Source organism: Streptomyces sp. 549, from assembly GCF_030124175.1.
In the GTDB taxonomy this organism is placed as follows: domain Bacteria; phylum Actinomycetota; class Actinomycetes; order Streptomycetales; family Streptomycetaceae; genus Streptomyces.
Window position 1 is genome coordinate 19,412 of sequence record NZ_JASKMT010000031.1, and the last position, 19,168, is coordinate 38,579.

General features: G+C 72.1%; 16 protein-coding genes. 10 read left to right on the forward strand and 6 right to left on the reverse strand.

The annotated features are described in order from the left end of the window. Window positions 1-129 precede the first annotated feature (129 nt). Window positions 130-876: an SAM-dependent methyltransferase gene (locus tag QNO07_RS24240; protein ID WP_283994482.1), complete on the forward strand. Its 747-nt coding sequence runs from the start codon at window positions 130-132 to the stop codon at window positions 874-876. Window positions 877-1,000: 124 nt separating this feature from the next. Here QNO07_RS24240 and QNO07_RS24245 read toward each other — a convergent pair whose 3' ends face one another. After that, a complete protein-coding gene (locus tag QNO07_RS24245; RefSeq protein ID WP_283994484.1) occupies window positions 1,001-1,780 on the reverse strand; it encodes a rhomboid-like protein in 780 nt (259 codons plus the stop codon). Between the two features lie 162 nt (window positions 1,781-1,942). Here QNO07_RS24245 and QNO07_RS24250 point away from each other — a divergent pair, with 162 nt between their 5' ends. From QNO07_RS24250 to QNO07_RS24280, 7 genes are all read left to right on the forward strand, one after another. Next, window positions 1,943-2,629 carry a spermidine synthase family protein gene (locus QNO07_RS24250; RefSeq protein ID WP_283994485.1) on the forward strand — a complete coding sequence of 229 codons (687 nt, stop codon included), beginning with the start codon at window positions 1,943-1,945 and terminating at the stop codon, window positions 2,627-2,629. Window positions 2,630-2,816: 187 nt separating this feature from the next. Then, entirely contained in the window at window positions 2,817-3,578 is a 762-nt protein-coding gene (locus QNO07_RS24255; protein ID WP_283994486.1) for a response regulator transcription factor, read from the forward strand. Continuing rightward, window positions 3,575-4,675, forward strand: coding sequence for a sensor histidine kinase (locus QNO07_RS24260; RefSeq protein WP_502961922.1), 1,101 nt, complete (start codon window positions 3,575-3,577; stop codon window positions 4,673-4,675). Before QNO07_RS24255 ends, QNO07_RS24260 begins: the two co-directional genes overlap by 4 nt. A 280-nt stretch (window positions 4,676-4,955) precedes the next feature. Continuing rightward, window positions 4,956-8,771, forward strand: a complete 3,816-nt coding sequence (locus QNO07_RS24265) for a multifunctional oxoglutarate decarboxylase/oxoglutarate dehydrogenase thiamine pyrophosphate-binding subunit/dihydrolipoyllysine-residue succinyltransferase subunit (RefSeq protein ID WP_283994488.1) — start codon at window positions 4,956-4,958, stop codon at window positions 8,769-8,771. Window positions 8,772-9,011: 240 nt separating this feature from the next. Next, window positions 9,012-9,197 (forward strand): DUF6104 family protein, encoded by a 186-nt coding sequence (locus QNO07_RS24270; RefSeq protein ID WP_283994489.1) that lies wholly within the window; start codon window positions 9,012-9,014, stop codon window positions 9,195-9,197. A 145-nt stretch (window positions 9,198-9,342) separates the two neighbouring features. Beyond that, window positions 9,343-10,338, forward strand: coding sequence for a DUF4097 family beta strand repeat-containing protein (locus tag QNO07_RS24275; protein ID WP_283994490.1), 996 nt, complete (start codon window positions 9,343-9,345; stop codon window positions 10,336-10,338). 1 nt (window position 10,339) lies between these two features. Beyond that, entirely contained in the window at window positions 10,340-11,512 is a 1,173-nt protein-coding gene (locus QNO07_RS24280; RefSeq protein ID WP_283994491.1) for a PadR family transcriptional regulator, read from the forward strand. 189 nt (window positions 11,513-11,701) lie between these two features. Here the strand turns inward: QNO07_RS24280 and QNO07_RS24285 are convergent, their stop codons facing one another. Continuing rightward, the gene (locus QNO07_RS24285) at window positions 11,702-12,193 is read right to left on the reverse strand and encodes a GNAT family N-acetyltransferase (RefSeq protein ID WP_283994492.1); all 492 of its coding nucleotides are present in this window, start codon (window positions 12,191-12,193) and stop codon (window positions 11,702-11,704) included. A gap of 279 nt (window positions 12,194-12,472) precedes the next feature. On the opposite strand from QNO07_RS24285, the gene QNO07_RS27605 reads away from it, so the two are divergent. Both QNO07_RS27605 and QNO07_RS27610 read left to right on the forward strand, forming a co-directional pair. Continuing rightward, window positions 12,473-12,625, forward strand: coding sequence for a hypothetical protein (locus QNO07_RS27605; protein WP_349636873.1), 153 nt, complete (start codon window positions 12,473-12,475; stop codon window positions 12,623-12,625). Further along, a complete protein-coding gene (locus tag QNO07_RS27610; protein WP_349636874.1) occupies window positions 12,625-12,846 on the forward strand; it encodes a hypothetical protein in 222 nt (73 codons plus the stop codon). The genes QNO07_RS27605 and QNO07_RS27610 overlap by 1 nt, the downstream gene beginning before the upstream one ends. A gap of 114 nt (window positions 12,847-12,960) precedes the next feature. Here QNO07_RS27610 and QNO07_RS24295 read toward each other — a convergent pair whose 3' ends face one another. From QNO07_RS24295 to QNO07_RS24310, 4 genes are all read right to left on the reverse strand, one after another. Then, window positions 12,961-15,663: a type 1 periplasmic-binding domain-containing protein gene (locus QNO07_RS24295; protein WP_283994493.1), complete on the reverse strand. Its 2,703-nt coding sequence runs from the start codon at window positions 15,661-15,663 to the stop codon at window positions 12,961-12,963. Window positions 15,664-15,840: 177 nt separating this feature from the next. Further along, complete coding sequence (locus QNO07_RS24300) at window positions 15,841-16,803, reverse strand: zinc-binding dehydrogenase (RefSeq protein ID WP_283994494.1); 963 nt, start codon at window positions 16,801-16,803, stop codon at window positions 15,841-15,843. Between the two features lie 119 nt (window positions 16,804-16,922). After that, on the reverse strand, window positions 16,923-18,482 hold the full coding sequence (locus QNO07_RS24305) for an alkaline phosphatase D family protein (RefSeq protein WP_283994496.1): 1,560 nt from the start codon (window positions 18,480-18,482) through the stop codon (window positions 16,923-16,925). After that, entirely contained in the window at window positions 18,479-19,048 is a 570-nt protein-coding gene (locus QNO07_RS24310; protein ID WP_283994497.1) for a phosphoesterase, read from the reverse strand. The genes QNO07_RS24305 and QNO07_RS24310 overlap by 4 nt, the downstream gene beginning before the upstream one ends. Between the last annotated feature and the right edge of the window lie 120 nt (window positions 19,049-19,168).

Here is a 19,168-nt window from a genome sequence, read left to right on the forward strand (position 1 = left end):
TGTGAGCGATCCGTGAGCCGTCAGCCCGCCCCCGCAGGACGCACCCACTCCCCGGACCACCGGCATCGCTTGTTCGGGGCGACGCTTATTCGGGCGACAGGGGCCACGGGCCGGCGACACCATGCCCCGATGGACCGACGCAGACTCAGCGCTCTCGCGCACACCGGCCGCCCCATCGCCGCTCCGCTCGACGACGCCACAGTCAACGCCCTGCTGGCACGGGCTCTTCCCACCGGGTCTGGACGCCTCCTGGACCTGGGCTGCGGCGAAGCCGCCTGGCTCAGCCGGGCACTGGCCGGGCACCCCGACCTGCTCGCCGACGGCGTCGACAGCGACACCGGCACGATCGGGCGCGCCCGCGCCGCCGCGGAACGCGACGGCCTGACCGGACGGCTGGCCCTGCACGCCGTCCCCGCCGCCGACTTCACCGCGCCGCACCGCTACGACCTGGTGCTCAGCATCGGCGCGAGCCACGCCTTCGGCGGACTGCTGCCCACCCTCGACGCGGCCCGCGCGCACCTGGCACCCGGCGGGCAGGTACTGGTCGGCGAGGGCTTCTGGGAGCGTCCGCCCGGCGAGAACACCCTGCGCGGCGGCTTCACCGCAGACGAGTTCGCCTCCCTCGCCGACACTGTTGACGCCGTCTCCGCGTCCGGCTGGACGCCGGTGCACGGCCACGTCAGCACCCCCGCGGAGTGGGACGCCTACGAGTGGCACTGGGTCGGCACGCTCGCGGCCTGGGCCCTTGACCACCCCGGCGACCCCGACAGCGCCGCCGCCGCACGGTTCGCCCGCACCCACCGGGACACCTGGCTGCACGGATACCGTGGCGAACTCGGCTTCACCACCCTGCTCCTGCGCCCGACCCCGGGGTGAGGGCAGGAGCGGCGGCGCTGCTCGGTACCCGCCTGAGCTGGTTGCCGGCAGTGGTGTGGCTGGGCGCCGCCGGTGCGCTCGGCGCTGTGCACACCGGGCCGGTCCAGGCGGCGGCGCGTGTGCTCTACGCGCGCCGGGGCGCGGCCGAGCCGCGCTGCTGGTAGCGGCGCAGCAGCGGCCAGAGCGCGATGCCGATGAGCAGGGCGAGGAAGTGTCCCCAGTTGGTCAGCGGGTCGGTGAGCGAGACGAGGTCGGAGACGACCATCGTGCCCACGCCGGCCAGCAGCACCCAGCGCAGCCACACCACGCGCAGCACCCCGGCCAGCGCTCCGGTGCAGGCCAGCACGCCGTAGCTGATGCCGTAGTCGAAGCGGGTCAGCGAGGACTCCGGCAGGTGGTCGAGCGCCACCGCGACCGCCACGGTCAGCTGCGTGGCGAGGGTGGCCAGCACGTGGCCCACGGCGAACACCGCCGCCGTGCGCCAGCCGCCGACGCGCCGCTCCAGGGCGGTGAGCACGAGTACGAAGCCGATGGTGAAGGGCGACAGCAGCGGGCCGGAGTGGAACAGCGCGCTGGCGACGAGCACGAACAGCGGCTCGTTCTTCAGGTTCTCCACGTCGGCGCTGGACCCGGCGAGCAGCCGCGTCACCGCCGAGGGGTCGGCGAACTCCACCAGCAGCGTCGTCGCGATGAGCAGCAGGCCGAAGCAGAAGGTGAACGGGGTTCCGAAGGGGGTGGGCAGCAGGCGCAGGGCCTGGCGGTGAGGTGCGACGGGAACGTGCTCCGGTTGAGAGGGCCGGGAGAGGGCGGGTTGATCGGGCCGGGAGGGGGCGGGTTGATCGGGCACGGCGGCGCCGGTCGTCCGGCGGTCCGTCGGTCGTTCCGACCGTGCCCACGTGCGCATGCCCGGCTCCTTCTGAGTGGGGCTCCGGCCGTCCGACGCGTACGGGGCCGTGCCCTGTCCTGCGGCCGAGTGTGCAGGTGCGGTGCACGTTCGCACACCTGGCCTTCGTCAATGTCAGTCGTTGAGGGCCCGACTGTCAACCGGATGGGTGAGGATGTCGGCATGCGCCACTCGTACGAAGTCGACGACGCACCGCAGGTGCTTGACCGCCGGGACGGGCCGTGGGGTGAAGTGGTGCTTCGCCGCCACGGCCGGCTGCTGCAGATCATCTCCAACGGGTGCTTCCTGATGGACACCTCCGACGGCCGCTCGGAGCGGCTGCTGATGCGGCACGCGCTGGCGGCCCTGGACGGTCGGGAGCGGCCGTCGGTGCTCATCGGCGGGCTGGGCGTGGGGTTCTCCCTCGCCGAGGCGGCCGACGAGCCGCGGTGGGGGCGGATCACGGTCGTCGAGCGGGAGCGGGCGGTCATCGACTGGCACCGGGCGGGCCCGCTGGCGGAGATCTCCCGGGCCGCGCTGGCCGACCCGCGCACCGAGATCGTGCACGCCGACCTCGTCGCGCACGTCCTCGACGGCGACGGCCGCTACGACGCGTTGTGCCTGGACGTCGACAACGGTCCTGACTGGACGGTCACCGACGGCAACCGGTCGCTGTACTCGCCGGACGGTCTGGCGGCGTGCGCGGCGCGGCTGCGGCCCGGCGGGGTGCTGGCGGTCTGGTCGGCCCGGCCGTCGCCGAAGTTCGAGGACAGGCTGCGGCTCGGCGGGTTCCGGGCGGTGACGACCGCGGAGGTCGCCGTGGCCCGCGGCGCCCCCGACGTGGTGCACCTGGCCGTCCGGCCCGAGTGACCCCCGGCCCGAGTGACACCTCCAGCCCGGGGGCGCATGCGGCCCGCCACGGGGGCGGCCCCCGCCGGCCCCCGGTCCGGTTCCGCGGTGACCGGCGCGGTTCCGCGGCGGCCGGCATAGCCGCCGCGTGTGTCGGCGCTCTACGCTGCTGATCAGTCATCTGGCGTGGGACGGGCAGGGCGGACGTATGGAGCAGAGGGACGCGGCGCAGCAGCAGGGCGCGCCGGCAGCGACGACACCGGGCGCACAGCGACGGGTGCTGGTCGTGGAGGACGACACGACGATCGTCGACGCGCTGGCGGCGCGGCTGCGCGCGGAGGGCTTCCTGGTGGAGACCGCCGGGGACGGGCCGACCGCGGTGGAGACGGCCGAGGTGTGGCAGCCGGACCTGCTCGTGCTGGACGTGATGCTGCCGGGCTTCGACGGTCTGGAGGTGTGCCGCCGGGTGCAGGCACGCCGGCCGGTGCCGGTGCTGATGCTGACCGCCAGGGACGACGAGACGGACATGCTGGTGGGGCTCGGCGTGGGCGCCGACGACTACATCACGAAGCCGTTCTCCATGCGTGAGGTGGTGGCCCGGGTGCACGTGCTGTTGCGGCGGGTGGAGCGTGCGGCGCAGGCGGCCGTGTCCCCGCAGTCGGGCATCCTGCGCTTCGGCGAGCTGGAGATCGACCACGCGCAGCGGCGGGTGCGGGTCTCGGGGCAGGACGTGCACCTGACGCCGACCGAGTTCGACCTGCTGGTGTGCCTGGCGCACTCGCCGCGTGCGGTGCTGTCCCGGGAGCAGTTGCTGGCGGAGGTCTGGGACTGGGCCGACGCCTCGGGGACCCGGACCGTGGACAGCCACATCAAGGCGCTGCGCCGCAAGATCGGCGCCGAGCGGATCAGGACCGTGCACGGCGTGGGGTACGCGTTGGAGACGCCCGCGCCGGCGACCGACGGCGGGTGAGGGCGCTGGACGCGGGACGCGCCGGGCCCATCCGGCCGTCGTGGCGGGCCCGCCTGTGGTCGTGGCTGCGGCCGGTCGACCCGTACCGCTCGGTGAAGGCGGCGCTGGGCGCACTGGTGATCGCCTCGGTGGCGATCACCACCTTTCTGATCTTCGTGGCGTTCCATTCGGCGATCGAGCTGCGGGTGATCGCGGTGTTCGCGGTGATCGCCTCGCTACTCGTCGCGCAGTTCGTGGCGCACGGGCTGGTGGCGCCGCTGGACGAGCTGACGGACGCGGCACGCGGCATGGCCGGCGGCGACTACTCGCGGCGGGTGCGCTTCGACCGGCGGGACGAGCTGGGCCAGCTGGGGACGACGTTCAACCGGATGGCGGCGGACCTGGAGTCGGTCGATCGGCACCGCAAGGAGCTGGTCGCCAACGTCTCCCACGAGCTGCGCACCCCCATCGCCGGCCTGCGGGCGGTGTTGGAGAACGTAGTGGACGGCGTGTCCGATCCCGACCCGGAGACGATGCGCACCGCCCTGCGGCAGACCGAGCGGCTCTCCGGGCTGGTGACGCATCTGCTGGACCTGTCACGGCTGGACCACGGGGTGGTGCCGCTGCGGGCCCGCCGGTTCGAGGTGTGGCCGTACCTGGCGAACGTGCTCAAGGAGGCCAACATGAGCAAGGGCCCCGGACACAGCCGTACCGATGTGCATCTGCACCTGGACGTGTCGCCGCCGGAGCTGGTGGCGCACGCCGACGTGGAGCGGCTGCACCAGGTGGTGGCGAACCTGATCGACAACGCGGTGAAGCACAGCCCGCCGCACGGCCGGGTGACGGTCCGGGCCCGGCCCGGCGAGCAGCCGCAGTCGCTGGAACTGGAGGTGCACGACGAGGGCCCCGGCATACCGCAGGGTGACCGTGACCGGGTCTTCGAGCGGTTCAGCCGGGTCTCCGGTGCGGACTCCGCACAGGACGGCGGCACGGGTCTCGGGCTGGCGATCGCGAGCTGGGCGGTCGACCTGCACGGGGGGCGCATCGTGGTGGCGGAGTCCACTCGCGGGTGCCGTATGCGTGTCACTCTCCCGGGTCCGGGCAAGACGGGTGATTGACGTAGGCTCGTTGCGCACGCCACCGGTCCGCCGGGTGACCTCCCGGTGAACCGCGGACGGCTGCGGCAGTAGGCCGCCGCAGCCGCGACGTCGTGTACCCCGCCATGTCCAGATGACTCGGAACCTCGTTTGTTTCCCGTCTGTGTGAGCGCACAAACACACCCGTGAATGTGACTTGCGCGACGAGAAGCGGGTGCGGACTGCACCGAAGGCCCTCGGGGGCGTAGCCTTGATTCCCGCTGTCCACCACGATGTGAAGCGGAAGAGGGCGGTTGCCGCCGTGTCGTCTCAGTCCCCGAATACCTCGAGCATCTCGACCGACCAGGACGGCCAAGGGAAGAATCCCGTGGCCGGCTTCGGTCCCAACGAGTGGCTCGTCGACGAGATCTACCAGCAGTACCTCCAGGACCCGAACTCGGTAGACCGGGCCTGGTGGGACTTCTTCGCCGACTACAAGCCCGGGAAGACGACGAGCGCCGCGCCGCCGAAGCCCGCCGCTGAGTCGCCGGCCGGACCGGAGCAGGCCGAGAAGCCCGCCGGGACCCCGGTGCAGCCGAAGGCCGCAGCGCCCGAGGCCGCCCCGCAGGCCCAGCCGAAGGTCACCCCTGCGGCGGCTCCGGCGAAGGCGCCCAAGGCGGAGCAGAAGGAGCAGCCGAAGGCGGCTCCCAAGCCCGCCGCGAGCCGGAGCGAGGAGCCTGCCGAGAAGCAGGACGGCCCCGAGTACGTGACGCTGCGCGGCCCGTCCGCGGCGGTCGTCAAGAACATGAACGCCTCGCTGGAACTGCCGACCGCCACGTCGGTCCGTGCCGTGCCGGTGAAGCTGCTGTTCGACAACCGCATCGTCATCAACAACCACCTCAAGCGGGCCCGGGGCGGCAAGGTCTCCTTCACGCACCTCATCGGCTACGCGATGGTGCAGGCGCTCAAGGCCATGCCCTCGATGAACCACTCGTTCACCGAGAAGGACGGCAAGCCGACGCTGGTCAAGCCCGACCACGTCAACCTGGGCCTCGCCATCGACCTGGTGAAGTCCAACGGCGACCGCCAGCTGGTCGTCGCGGCCATCAAGAAGGCCGAGGAACTCACGTTCTTCGAGTTCTGGCAGGCCTACGAGGACATCGTGCGCCGCGCCCGCAACGGCAAGCTGACGATGGACGACTTCACCGGCGTCACCGCGTCGCTGACCAACCCCGGCGGTATCGGCACCGTGCACTCGGTGCCGCGGCTGATGCCCGGTCAGGGCCTCATCGTCGGTGTCGGTGCCATGGAGTACCCGGCGGAGTTCCAGGGCACCTCGCAGGACGCCCTGAACAAGCTCGGCGTCTCGAAGATCATGACGCTCACCAGCACCTACGACCACCGGGTCATCCAGGGTGCGGCGTCCGGCGAGTTCCTGCGCCAGATGCACCAGCTGATGCTGGGTGAGAACAACTTCTACGACGACGTCTTCGAAGCGCTGCGCATCCCGTACGAGCCGGTGCGCTGGAACCGGGACATCGACGTCAGCCACGACGACGAGGTCACCAAGGCCGCCCGGGTCTTCGACCTGATCCACTCCTACCGGGTCCGCGGCCACGTCATGGCCGACACCGACCCGCTGGAGTACAAGCAGCGCAAGCACCCCGACCTGGACATCGCCTCGCACGGCCTCACCCTGTGGGACCTGGAGCGGGAGTTCGCGGTCGGCGGCTTCGCCGGCAAGTCCATGCTCAAGCTGCGCGACATCCTCGGCGTGCTGCGCGACTCGTACTGCCGCACCACCGGCATCGAGTACATGCACATCCAGGACCCCAAGCAGCGCCGCTGGATCCAGGACCGGGTCGAGCGCCCGCACTCCAAGCCGGAGCGCGAGGAGCAGCTGCGCATCCTGCGCCGCGTCAACGCCGCCGAGGCGTTCGAGATCTTCCTGCAGACGAAGTACGTCGGCCAGAAGCGCTTCTCGCTGGAGGGCGGCGAGTCCGTCATCCCGCTGCTGGACGCGGTGCTGGACTCCGCGGCCGAGTCGCGGCTGGACGAGGTCGTCATCGGCATGGCCCACCGGGGCCGGCTGAACGTGCTGGCGAACATCGTCGGCAAGTCCTACGCGCAGATCTTCCGCGAGTTCGAGGGCAACCTCGACCCGAAGTCGATGCACGGCTCCGGCGACGTGAAGTACCACCTGGGCGCCGAGGGCACGTTCACGGGTCTGGACGGCGAGCAGGTCAAGGTCTCGCTCACCGCCAACCCCTCGCACCTGGAGGCCGTCGACCCGGTCGTCGAGGGTGTGGCGCGCGCCAAGCAGGACATCATCGGCAAGGGCGGCACCGACTTCACCGTGCTGCCCGTGCAGCTCCACGGTGACGCGGCCTTCGCCGGGCAGGGCGTCGTCGCGGAGACGCTCAACATGTCGCAGCTGCGCGGCTACCGCACCGGCGGCACCGTGCACATCGTCATCAACAACCAGGTCGGGTTCACCGCGGCGCCCGAGTCGGCGCGCTCGTCGATGTACTCCACCGACGTGGCACGGATGATCGAGGCACCGATCTTCCACGTGAACGGCGACGACCCCGAGGCCGTCGTGCGGGTGGCGCGGCTCGCCTTCGAGTACCGCCAGGCGTTCAACAAGGACGTGGTCATCGACCTCATCTGCTACCGCCGCCGCGGTCACAACGAGGGTGACAACCCGCACTTCACGCAGCCGCTGATGTACAACCTGATCGACAAGAAGCGCTCGGTGCGCAAGCTGTACACCGAGTCGCTGATCGGCCGGGGCGACATCACCATGGAGGAGGCGGAGCAGGCGCTCCAGGACTTCCAGGGGCAGCTGGAGAAGGTCTTCACCGAGGTCCGCGAGGCCACGGTGGAGCAGACCCCGGTCGAGATGCCGCCGCCCACCGCGGAGTTCCCGGTGGCCGTGGAGACGGCCGTCAGCACCGAGGTGATCAAGCGGATCGCCGAGTCGCAGGTCAACATCCCCGACCGCGTCGCAGTGCACCCGCGGCTGATGCCGCAGCTCCAGCGCCGCATGGCGATGGTCGAGGACGGCACCATCGACTGGGGCATGGGCGAGACGCTGGCCATCGGTTCGCTGCTGATGGAGGGCACCCCGGTGCGCCTCGCCGGCCAGGACTCGCGGCGCGGCACGTTCGGCCAGCGGCACGCGGTGCTGCTGGACCAGAACACCGGTGACGACTACACGCCCCTGCTGTACCTCTCCGACGACCAGGCCCGCTACAACGTCTACGACTCGCTGCTCAGCGAGTACGCGGCGATGGGCTTCGAGTACGGCTACTCGCTGGCCCGCCCCGAGGCACTGGTGATGTGGGAGGCGCAGTTCGGCGACTTCGTCAACGGCGCTCAGATCGTGGTGGACGAGTTCATCACCTCGGCCGAGCAGAAGTGGGCCCAGACCTCCGGCGTCACGCTGCTGCTGCCGCACGGCTACGAGGGCCAGGGCCCGGACCACTCCTCGGCCCGGATCGAGCGGTTCCTCGCGCTGTGCGCGCAGAACAGCATGACCGTCGCCGCGCCGTCGCTGCCGTCGAACTACTTCCACCTGCTGCGCTGGCAGGTGCACAACCCGCACCACAAGCCGCTGGTCGTCTTCACCCCGAAGTCGATGCTGCGGCTCAAGGCGGCGGCCTCCAAGACGGAGGAGTTCACCACCGGCGGCTTCCGCCCGGTCATCGGCGACCTGCCCGTGGAGTCCGGCGAGGTGGACGCCGCGCAGATCCGCAAGGTCGTCTTCTGCTCCGGCAAGGTCTACTACGACCTGGACGCCGAGCGGAAGAAGCGCGGCGTCAAGGACACCGCCATCGTCCGCCTGGAGCGGCTGTACCCGCTGCCCAGCACGGAGATCCAGGCCGAGATGGCCAAGTACAGCGGTGCCGAGAAGTTCGTGTGGGCCCAGGAGGAGCCGGCGAACCAGGGCGCGTGGCCGTTCATCGCGCTGAACCTGGTGGACCACCTGGACCTGATCATCGGTTCGGAGCCGGTGCCGAACGCCGACCGGCTGCGGCGGGTGTCGCGCCCGTCGTCGTCGTCCCCGGCGGTGGGCTCGGCCAAGCGCCACCAGCAGGAGCAGCAGGAGCTCGTCAACCAGGTCTTCGACCTGTAGGGCGGACGCCGCGCCGCCACCGGGCCCGCCCGGTGGCGGCGCGGCACCTCACGGGGACCCTGCCGCGCCGCGGCGGGGTCCCCGTCCCCGTGGGGCCGGCGGCAGCCGGGTCCGCACGGGCACCGCGCTGCGCGGGCCGCCGCACCGCACCGGCCCACCGGCCCGACACGTCGCCGGCACATCGCCGGCACGTCACTGGCACGTCGCTGGCACGTCACTGACACGTTTCTGGAGAGCACGTTGTACTTCACCGACCGCGGTATCGAGGAGCTGGAGAGCCGTCGCGGCGAGGAGGAGGTCTCCCTTGCCTGGCTCGCCGAGCAGCTGCGCACCTTCGTCGACCTGCACCCGGACTTCGAGGTACCCGTGGAGCGCCTCGCCACCTGGCTGGCCCGCCTGGACGACGAGGACGCCGAGGACGAGTAGGCCGCGCCGGACGCCTGCCCGGCGCGCCACCGGGCGGCCGCTCACCGTCGCGTCGACAGGCGGGCCTTGACGGACCGCAGACGCGATGTATCGTGTTCTCTACGAGACGCGATATGTTGCGTCGTGCGCCAGCCTGGGAGGCCGCATGTCCCACCGGTCCGAGTGGTCCGTCGGCACACCGCAGAAGCTCACCTTCGGCGAACCCGTCGAACGGGTCAGAGTGCGCGTCTCCGCCGGGACGGTGAACATCGTCGGTACCGACACCCCGGGAGCAGGACCGGGGCCGGGGCCTTCGGAGAAGGCCCCGGCGGCGGCCGAGTTCGAGGCTGCGACGGGTACTTCGTCCGGGTCCGGTTTGACGTCGGCCACTGTGGAGGTCTCGGCGATCAAGGGTCCCCCGCTGATCGTCACGTTCGAGGACGGCACGCTGACCGTGGCGTACGAGGACATCACCTGGCACAACCTGCTCAAGTGGCTGGAAGGCCCCGAGCAGCGCCGCAGCGCCGACATCACCCTGGCGGTGCCCGTCGGCGCCGACGTCCGCGTCGGTGTGGTGGACGCGGCGGCCGTGGTCTCCGGCGTGGAGGGCAGCACCGAGATCCGCGGCGTGACGGGCGACACCACACTCGTCGGGCTCGGCAACTACGTGCGGGCCGACACGGTCTCCGGGAACGTGGCGGCCCAGGCCCTCACCGGGCGCCTCCGCTTCACCTCCGTCTCCGGTGACCTCACGGTGATCGACGGCGGCGCCGCCGCGGTGCGGGCGGACTCCGTCAGCGGCGACGTCGTGGTGGATCTCGCCGCCCCTGATCCCACCGCCCCCGATCCCACCGCCGGGCCGTATCCGGAGGCCGACCTCACCCTGAACACCGTCTCCGGTGACATCGCCGTCCGGCTGCCCGACCCCGCCGACGCCGTGGTGGACGCCAGCACCAAGGGCGGCACGGTCTCCTGCGCGTTCGACAACCTGCGGGTGGACGGCCAGTGGGGTGCCAGACGGGTGAGCGGAACCCTCGGCTCCGGCCGCGGCACCCTCAAGGCCGCCACCGTCTCCGGTGCGGTCGCCCTGCTGCGGCGTCCGCCCGCGGACGACGAGTCCAAGCCCCCGACCGGTGCCGCCTCCCTGCGTAAGGACGTCTGACATGCCTCCCGTCTTCGCCCACGGCCGCCTGCGCCTGTACCTGCTGAAGCTGCTCGACGAAGCGCCCCGGCACGGCTACGAGGTCATCCGCCTCCTGGAGGAGCGCTTCGAGGGCCTCTACGCGCCCTCCGCCGGCACGGTCTACCCCCGGCTGGCCAAGCTGTCCGCCGAAGGGCTGGTCAGCCACGCCACCGAGGGCGGACGGAAGGTGTACTCCATCACCGACACCGGCCGCCGCGAACTCGCGGACCGGCAGGCCGAACTCGCCGAGTTGGAGATGGAGATCCACGAGTCGCTGGCCGCACTGGCCCGTGAGATCCGCGAGGACGTTCGCGGTACCGCGAACGACGTGCGCCGCGAGATGCGCGAGGCCGCACGTGAGGCCCGGGCCGCCGGCGAGCACGCCGGCGGCGAGGGCACGGACCCGCAGGAGGGTGCGTCCGGGGGCGCCTGGGGGGACAGCGACGCGTGGCGGCAGGCGAAGGAGGAGATGCGCCGCGCCACACACGAGTGGAAGGAACAGGCGCGCCGGGCCCGGGCGGAGAGCCGCAAGGCCAAGGAGGACGCGGCACAGGCCCGCAGGGACGCCCAGCGCGACGCCCAGGAGGAGGTGCGGCGGATCGCCCGGCAGGTGCAGGACCACGTCCAGTCGTACGCCCAGGAGGGCGACTGGCAGCGGGCGGTGCGGGAGGGCATGGCCGAACTCAGCAAGGAGATGGGCACCCTGGGCCGACTCACCGGGAGCTGGCCGCCGTACGGCCGCACCGGCACCGACACGCGCCCGTCCGACGACGCTGCCGACGCCTCGGGTCCGGCCGGCGCCGCCGGCACCGCGGATCCGGCCGAGCACGCGCCCTCGGAACACGGCACGACCGAGCACACCGCGCCCGAGCACCCGGCGGCTGGGAGCGGAACCACGGCAGGCGCACAGGCCGAGTGGCATTCTGGCCCGGCCGGTGTCTACGCCGCTCCGGACTGGGCGGCGGAGCCCGCCGCCGGGGTGTCCGACCCGGCACGCGAGCTGACCCGCCTGCTTGACCGGTTCCGGGACGACATCCGGGACGCCTCCCGCGATCACGGCGTCGACCAGGAGCAGTTGCGGGAGGCCCGTCGCCACCTCTCCACCGCCGCCGCCCACATCGGCGTGGTGCTGCGCCCACCGCACGCCCACTGAGGCCGCCCACTCCCGCTCGCCCCACCGCCCACCCGCCCGCTCTCTCGCAGTCCCGAAAGGAAGCGGTGAGCGAGGGGTCACGGGCAGAGTCACGGGCGGGGTCAGAGGCGGGAATGGCGGTCCCAGCCACCTCGGCCCCGACCACCCCAAGGCCCCACCGCCGCATGCCCGACCACCCCGGGAGCCACCTCAGGGCGCTTGCGCCTCAAGGCGCTTCTCGAACCAGTGGTCCGCGTAGGGGCCGTGGTGGTAGGCCGGGATCTCCACGTATCCGTTCCGGGCGTAGAGCGCACGGGCCTCCACCAGGTCCCGTCGTGTGTCGAGCCGTACCGCCCGCGCACCGAACCGGTGAGCGGCACGTTCCACGGCGGCCAGCAGTACCGCGCCGCCGCCGCATCCGCGATGTTCGGGGCGGACGAACAGACGGGCCAGTTCCACCACTCCGGGTTCCAGCCGCCGCACCCCGGCACAGCCGACCGGTTGCTCACCCCGGTACGCCACCAGGAACTCCCCCTGCGGTGGTGCCAGATCCGTACTGGGCTCGTCGGCCATCGCCGCGCTCACCTCGTGCGGTTCGGCCGGTCGACCGTGGTAGCGACCGACGATCTCCGTGTAGTAGGCGCGCAGCAGCGAGACGGCCGCCGACCCGTCGACAGGTGCAGAGTGCACGTTCCATTCCATCCGGCCATTGTCGCGAGGGACGCAAGCGCCTTTTCCCGGCGCGCGCAGCTGCCTGGGCCAGAGGATGCCCGGTGACCTCGGACGCAGGGACGCCGCAGAGGCGGGGCGGGACCACGTTCCGGATCACCCGAGCCGCACCTTTTCGGTCGTTCCACGGATGATCTTACGGAATGCTCGCATTCAGCCGTTCCCGGTACTACGTTGCTGCCGCACCGACCAAGCGCCAACGGGCACTCACCGGGCGTCGACCAAGCACGGGCTGACAAGAGGGAACCACCCATGCGCACACGCACGTTCGCGGTCCTCGCGTCCGCCGCCGCATTCGCGACCGTTGTGGCGACCGCGCCCACGGCTGCCGCCGAGCCCAACCCGCCCGGCTGTGGCAAGGGCAACTTCTGCGCCTACACGGGCCAGAACCAGACCGGACGCTGATGGTCCGATCGGCGGGCGGCTGGTCCGGCAGCGCCGCTGTCGGCTCCGTGTTCAACAACGGCGTGCCCTACCCGGGCGCGGACCACATCCAGCTGACCTGGACCTACAACGGCAGCACCTGGACGCGGTGCCTGCACTACAACCCCGGACCGGGCCAGTACAAGATCAACTTCACGTCCGGCGTGGTCATCAAGAGCGCCCGGTGGCGCGGCGAGTGCTGACGCCCGTCGCCGCACCGAGCCGCGCCGCCTGAGGACCCGGCTGCCGGCCGCCTTCGCCCGCCGGCCGGCAGCCGCCGCCTCTTCTCCCCTGGCCGCCGTCAGCCCGCGAGTCCGTCAGTCCGACGGGCAGCGGTGAGCGTCCGCGTCACCCCACCGCTTGCGGTACTGCCCGGCGCCGAAGTTGCCGCACTTGAGAACGACCACCGGCCCCGACACCTCGTCCTTGATCACGTAGACCGGCTTGTCCACCGGAACCGCCACCGGGCGCTTGTCGCGCGTGAAGTCCAGCACGCCGGTGCTGCCCTGCACGCTGTTGTCGGAACTGCGGAGCTTGGCCGAGACGGTGGCCCGGTCGAAGTCGGGGTTGTTCGAGGTTCCCCGGGCCAGGTTGACGGCGTGTGCCAGGACCTTCAACGCGTCCCAGCCCAGTGCCGGGTGGCCGTCGTTGAGCATGATGTCGTCGCGGCCGAAAGCGTCCTGGTAGCGGGACACGAACGTCTCGACCTCCAGGGTGGGACGGTCGATGCCGGGCACGGCGTGAGCGACGTGGTGCAGGGTCAGCCCGGGGTAGCGGGCGACCGGGTTCTCCTCCTGGATCAGCGAGTTGGTGAGGTCGTCGCCACCTAGCACGGTGATCCTTCCCCCGCAGGCCGGTACCTTCCGGAACTCGTCGAGGAAGGCGAGCATCTCCCGTGCCCGCGCGGCCCAGAAGACCACGGTGGCCGGTTCCTTCGCCAGGGCCGCACAGGCCTGCGTCGCCAGGTCGTTGGCGCTGACGGGTATCCGGCCGCCCTCCGGCGAGTAGCCCAGCACGCTGACCGAGTCGCCGATCTCCTGCCGGAACGCGGCGACGAAGTCCTCGCCGAGGTTGCTGCTGTAGGGGTCGTCCGGGTCGTTGACCACGACCACCGACTTCGCCGTGCCGAGGCGGCCGTCCGGCAGCGCCACGGAGTCCTCGTGGCGGAGGAAGGAGACCGCCGCCTGTGCCGCACGGCGGTTGATCGGTGCGACCTGGTAGTACTGCGGCGACTGCTCGATCATCTCGTCAGCCGTGGCCGAGGTGCCGACCATCGGCAGGCTCGCGCCGTCGAGGGCCTTGATGGCCTTCTTGGTGCCGGGCCGGCTCTGGCCGAGGCCGATGACACCGACGATCTTCTCGTCCGCCGCGCGGTCCCGGATGTGCTCGGCGACCTCCTCGGCGTACCCGAAGAGCGGTCCGGCGTTGGCCAGCAGTACCCGGATGCCGACCTTGCGGCTGTTGTTGCGGGCTTCCTTGATCAGCTCACGCTGCTGCAGCGCGACACCGCGCAGTTCGGGCAGCACCCCGCCCTCGACCAGCTCCGAGAACGTCGCCCCCGCGGTGAACGGCGCCAGGTGGACGACCGTCCGCACCTCGTGCCCGTGGGCGGCGAGTGTGTCCACGTCCGCGTTGTTGCGGGCGATCATCGCCAACAGCGGCTCGTACTGCTCAGCCATGCCGGAGAACGGTTCCGTTCCGTCGCTCAGACCCAGGCAGCCATGGCCGTTGCGGGAGGGGAACTGCATCGCGGGGCACTGCTGCGCGCCGCCCGCGAACGTCGGAAGTGGTACCCCGGCGGCACCGAGGCCGCTGTACACCAGACCCAGCGCCACCACCACGGTGACGGACTGCAGCGCGGCGGCGATGCGCGGCGAACCGGTCGGGCCCTGCCGGTCGGGGATCTTCGGGTGCTCGTCGAGCCACTCGGGCACCCCGTCCGCGGGGGTGGCGCCCGGATCGCTGACCTGGACGGCCGCCGCGCGCAGCGGCCCGCCGTCCTCGGTGAGGGTGTGGGCCGCCGCCGCGGGCGACGTCGCGATGCCGATCCGGAGGGCGTCCGGCCGGCCGGGGCCGGTCGCGGCCACCACCACGGTCCCGGTGGTGGCGAGGTGCTCGACCGCCGAGAGGTAGGCGGCCAGGAAGCCGGGCACCGGATCGCCCGCGGCGGCGGCCGGGCGACCCGGCCGCCGGCCGCCAGGGGGCCCGGGTTCGGCGGCCTCCGACAGCAGGATGACGAAACGGGTGGTGCGGCGACGCCGCCAGGGCGACCACCAGCGTCCGCGGAACGCCCGTTCCAGGTCCGCGAGCAGCGCCCGGGTGAGGACCGCGTCGATGTGTTCGGGGGTGTGCAGCCGGCCGCTGCCGGCCAGGTGCACCGCACACTCCAGGAACCCGTTCTGGCGGGCGCGGAGGGCGACCTGAGCCCAGCCGGCGAACCATCCGCGCATCATGCGCCGTTCCAACCGCCAGCCGTACAGCGGCTGCACCAGTACTCCCCACAGCCACAGAAGCAGCCCACCGAACCACGGCAGCACGTCCACCAGGGGAGGCGGCCCGCCGGGGTGCCCGGGGTAGCGGGCGCGGTGCAACTGGCGGCGCAGTTCGACGGCTTTGGCGTCGCCGCCGCGGCCGGGCAGCGACGCCTCGACCACGACACGCATCACGTCGTAGTCGCGGAAGGCCAGCCGTCCGGTGTCGGCCGGGCGGGTCTCCCGCAGTCCGGCTGCCAGGTCGTCGTAGAACTGGACCCGGTCGGCGGCGGACGGCACGTGGTCCGGCGGCCACAGCGCGACGGGTGCGAGCGGCCGGGACGCGCTGTCGATGCACCGGTCCCTGAGGCCCTGCACCACCGAGCGGGCGGCGTCCCCCTGGTCCTGCTGGGCGAGCAGCAGCAGGACGGCGGCGGTGCGGCTCCTGGGCGGTTCGACCACCAGCGAGTCGAACGCGTCCAGCAGGGCGTCCAGTTGCCGTAGCGGCGGAATCGCGTTTTCGGGCGTGGCTCTCACGTCGATGGTCATCTCCCCCGTGGCGGACGACCACCACACGGGTGCGTCCACCGGTAAGCCGTGGGCGCCTCACCTGCCCCCAGGAGCGCCGCGGTTCACCCTTTTTACCCTCTGCTCATGACCACCAAGCGCAGAGTCATCACCTGTTGCACACTGGTGACACAGAAGACGGGAGGAGTCGGGCCGTGCTCAGACCGTGAGCACCACCTTGCCGAAGAGGTCCCCGGCGGCCATCTTCGCGAAGCCCTCCGGTGCCCGGTCCAGCGGCAGGGTGGAGTCGATGATCGGCCGCACGCCCTTGGCCGCGCAGAAGCTCAGCAGCCCGGCCAGTTCGTCCTTGTCTCCCATCGTGGAGCCGACGATCTTCAGTTCCAGGAAGAACACCCGGTTCAGCTCGGCCGCCGGCGGGTTGGGTCCGCTGGTCGCACCGGAGATGACGAGGGTGCCGCCGGGCTTGAGCGACTTCACCGAGTGGGACCAGGTCGCGGCTCCGACCGTCTCGATGACGGCGTCCACCCGCTGCGGAAGCCGGGCGCCGCTCTCGAACGCGGCCTCCGCGCCGAGTTCCTCGGCCCGGGCGCGCTTCGCCTTGTCGCGGCTGGTGGCGAACACCCGCAGACCGGCCGCCGCGCCCAGCACGATCGCCGCCGTGGCGACACCGCCGCCGGCGCCCTGTACCAGCACACTGTCCCCCGGACGCACCCCGGCGTTGGTGAAGAGCATGCGGTAGGCGGTGAGCCAGGCCGTCGGCAGGCAGGCGGCCTCGGCGAAGGACAGCTCCTTCGGCTTCGGCAGCACGTTCCACTGCGGCACGGCGACCCGCTCGGCGAACGTGCCCTGGTACTTCTCGGTCAGGATGGAACGCGGTTCGCGCGGTCCCACGCCGTGGCCCGTCTGCCCGATGACCGAGTGCAGGACGACCTCGTTGCCATCGGCGTCCACCCCGGCGGCGTCGCAGCCGAGGATCATCGGCAGCGACTCCTCGCCCAGCCCGACCCCGCGCAGCGACCACAGGTCGTGATGGTTGAGTGAGGCGGCCTTCACGTTCACGGTGGTCCAGCCCGGCGGCACGTCAGGTTCCGGCCGCTCCCCCAGCTCCAGGCCGTTCAGCGGCTCGTGCGGGTCGATGCGGGCGGCGTAGGCAGCAAACATGATCCTCAAGCTACGCCGCCCGTCCGCGCGACGGAACCAGGCACCCGTGTGACACGCGCCGCGCCCGGCCCGGCCGCCGGGCGGGCGCGGCACGCACCACCGGTGGGCACCGGCGGGGCTCAGTCCCTTCGGTACTGGGCGGGTGACCCGGCCGTCGCCGGGTCCTCCACCGCTCCTGCGGTGCCGCGCCGCACCCGGAAGGAGGTGAGCGTGGTGACGGGCGAGTGCGGGTCGCGCCGGTCGGCGACGACCCGCATCCGCGTGGTCCAGTGCGCCGCGGTCACCTCGTGCACGTCGTAGCCGTAGCGGTTGCCCTCGAAGTACTGCAGGTGCGGGTTGGCACGTCCCATCAACGGCCCGTTGGCGGCGTTCCACGTCGGGCTGTAGGCGGAGGAGGAGACGGAGTGAGCGGTGAACTCGGTGCCCAGTACGGGCGAGTCCGGGTCGTCGAAGTCCACCCGGACGTCGTCGACGAACGCGGAGTGCCAGTCGCCGGTGACGACGACCAGGTCCTCCAGGCCGGCGTCGTGCACCCGGCCGAGCACCTCCCGGCGCTCGTTCAGGAAGCCGTCCCACTGGTCGGTGAACATGAACGGGCCGCCCGGCCGGCCCCGCAGCTGGCTGAGCATGATCGAGTTGGCCCAGCAGTGCCAGGTGTCGGGCGCGCGCTCCACGCCGCGCACCAGCCAGTCCTTCTGCTGGGCGCCGAGGATCGTGCCGTCGGGCAGGTTCTGCGCGGACCGGTGGGACCGCAGGTCCAGCACGGTCAGTTCCAGCAGCGAGCCGAAGCGCCTGGTGCGGTGGATCACGGGGTCGGGCAGCGCGGCGGCCGGGCCGTCCCGGTCGTCGCGGTGCGGCATGTGCTCGTACCAGGCCTGGTACGCGGCGGCGCGGCGCTGGAGGAACGGTGCTCCGCCACCGGTGCCGCTGTAGTCGTTGACGACCTCGTGGTCGTCCCAGGTCAGGAACCAGGGGTGGGCGGCGTGGGCGTCGCGCAGCGAGGCGTCGCCCTTGTAGAGGGCGTGCCGCCTGCGGTAGTCGGCCAGCGTGAGGGTCTGCGGGCCGTCGTGGTCGCGAACGTGGTCACCGCCGACGGGACCGTGCTCGTAGATGTAGTCGCCCAGGTGGACGACGAAGTCCAGCTGCTCGCGGGCGATGCCGCGGAACGCGGCGTAGTAGCCGTCGTGGAAGGCCTGGCAGTTGGCCGCGGCGAAACGCACGGCCGTGCCGCCGGTGGCGGCCGTCCTGGTGCGGCCGGTGCGGCTGGTCCGGCCGCGTGCGGTGAAGGCGTACCAGTAGTGGCGCCCGGCCTGGAGCCCGCTGACGGGGACGTGCACGCTGTGCCCGAGGGTGGACGACGCCGACGTGGTACCGCGGGCCACCACCCGCCGCAGCGCGGAATCCTCGGCGACCACCCAGCCGACCTCCACCACGTCCGGCAGTGCCTGTTCGGCGGCGAGCGGTTCCGGGGCCAGCCGCGTCCACAGCACGACGCCGTGCGGCAGCGGGTCGCCGGAGGCGACGCCGAGGGTGAAGGGCGCCGGGTCCCAGTCGGCGCCGAGCGCCTCGGCGGCGCTGCGGGCTGCCGCCGGGGACAGGCCGGCGCTCAGCGGCCAGGCCGCGTTGAGGGCTCCGGCGGCCCCGGCGGCCTTGAGCAGGTCGCGGCGGTTCAGCTTCATGCCCGGCCTCCTGCCTGGCGCAGGGTGAGGGAGAGTGCGTCGGCGTAACCGTCGTTGGACGTGCCGCCGCCGGCGCGGGTCAGCACGAGTTGCAGCCGGGCGGTGCGGGACCGCGGCGGGAGGGCCGCCTCGGCCGTGCGGCGGAACAACCCCGTGGTGTGGGAACGCTCCTGGGCGGTGACCGGGCCGAGCACGGCCAGTGCCAGCGGGGTGCCCTGCCCGTCGCGGAACTCCACGGACAGCCGGGCACCGTCCTGCTGCGGCGCGTAGCCGCCGAGCCACGCCTCGACGGCGAACCGCACCCGTCCGGCGTCTACGGCCTGCCTGCCGGTCGCGCCCCGCTCGGGCAGCGCGACGTCCTGCAGCAGCACGGTGCGCGGCGAATCGCCCCCGCCGAAGAAGCGGCTGCCGCGCTGCGGCGGGCCGGGGTCGGTCCGGGTGGGGTAGCCCTGGCCGAGGTCGTATCCGAGCAGCGCGGGTGCGCCCTCGGCGAGGGTCCAGCCCGCTACGGACGTGACGGGCTGTGCCGTCCCGCCGGGTCCCTGTTCTGCGTCTCCGTTGACCACGAGGTTCACTGTGTCGAGCCCCCAAGGGAGTGAGCCGAGTGACACGAACGTGTCACCTGTGCGCGGCTCAGCACAGCAGAACCCCTTGAACGCGGGGTGAAGTTCGGAGGACCAGCCTCA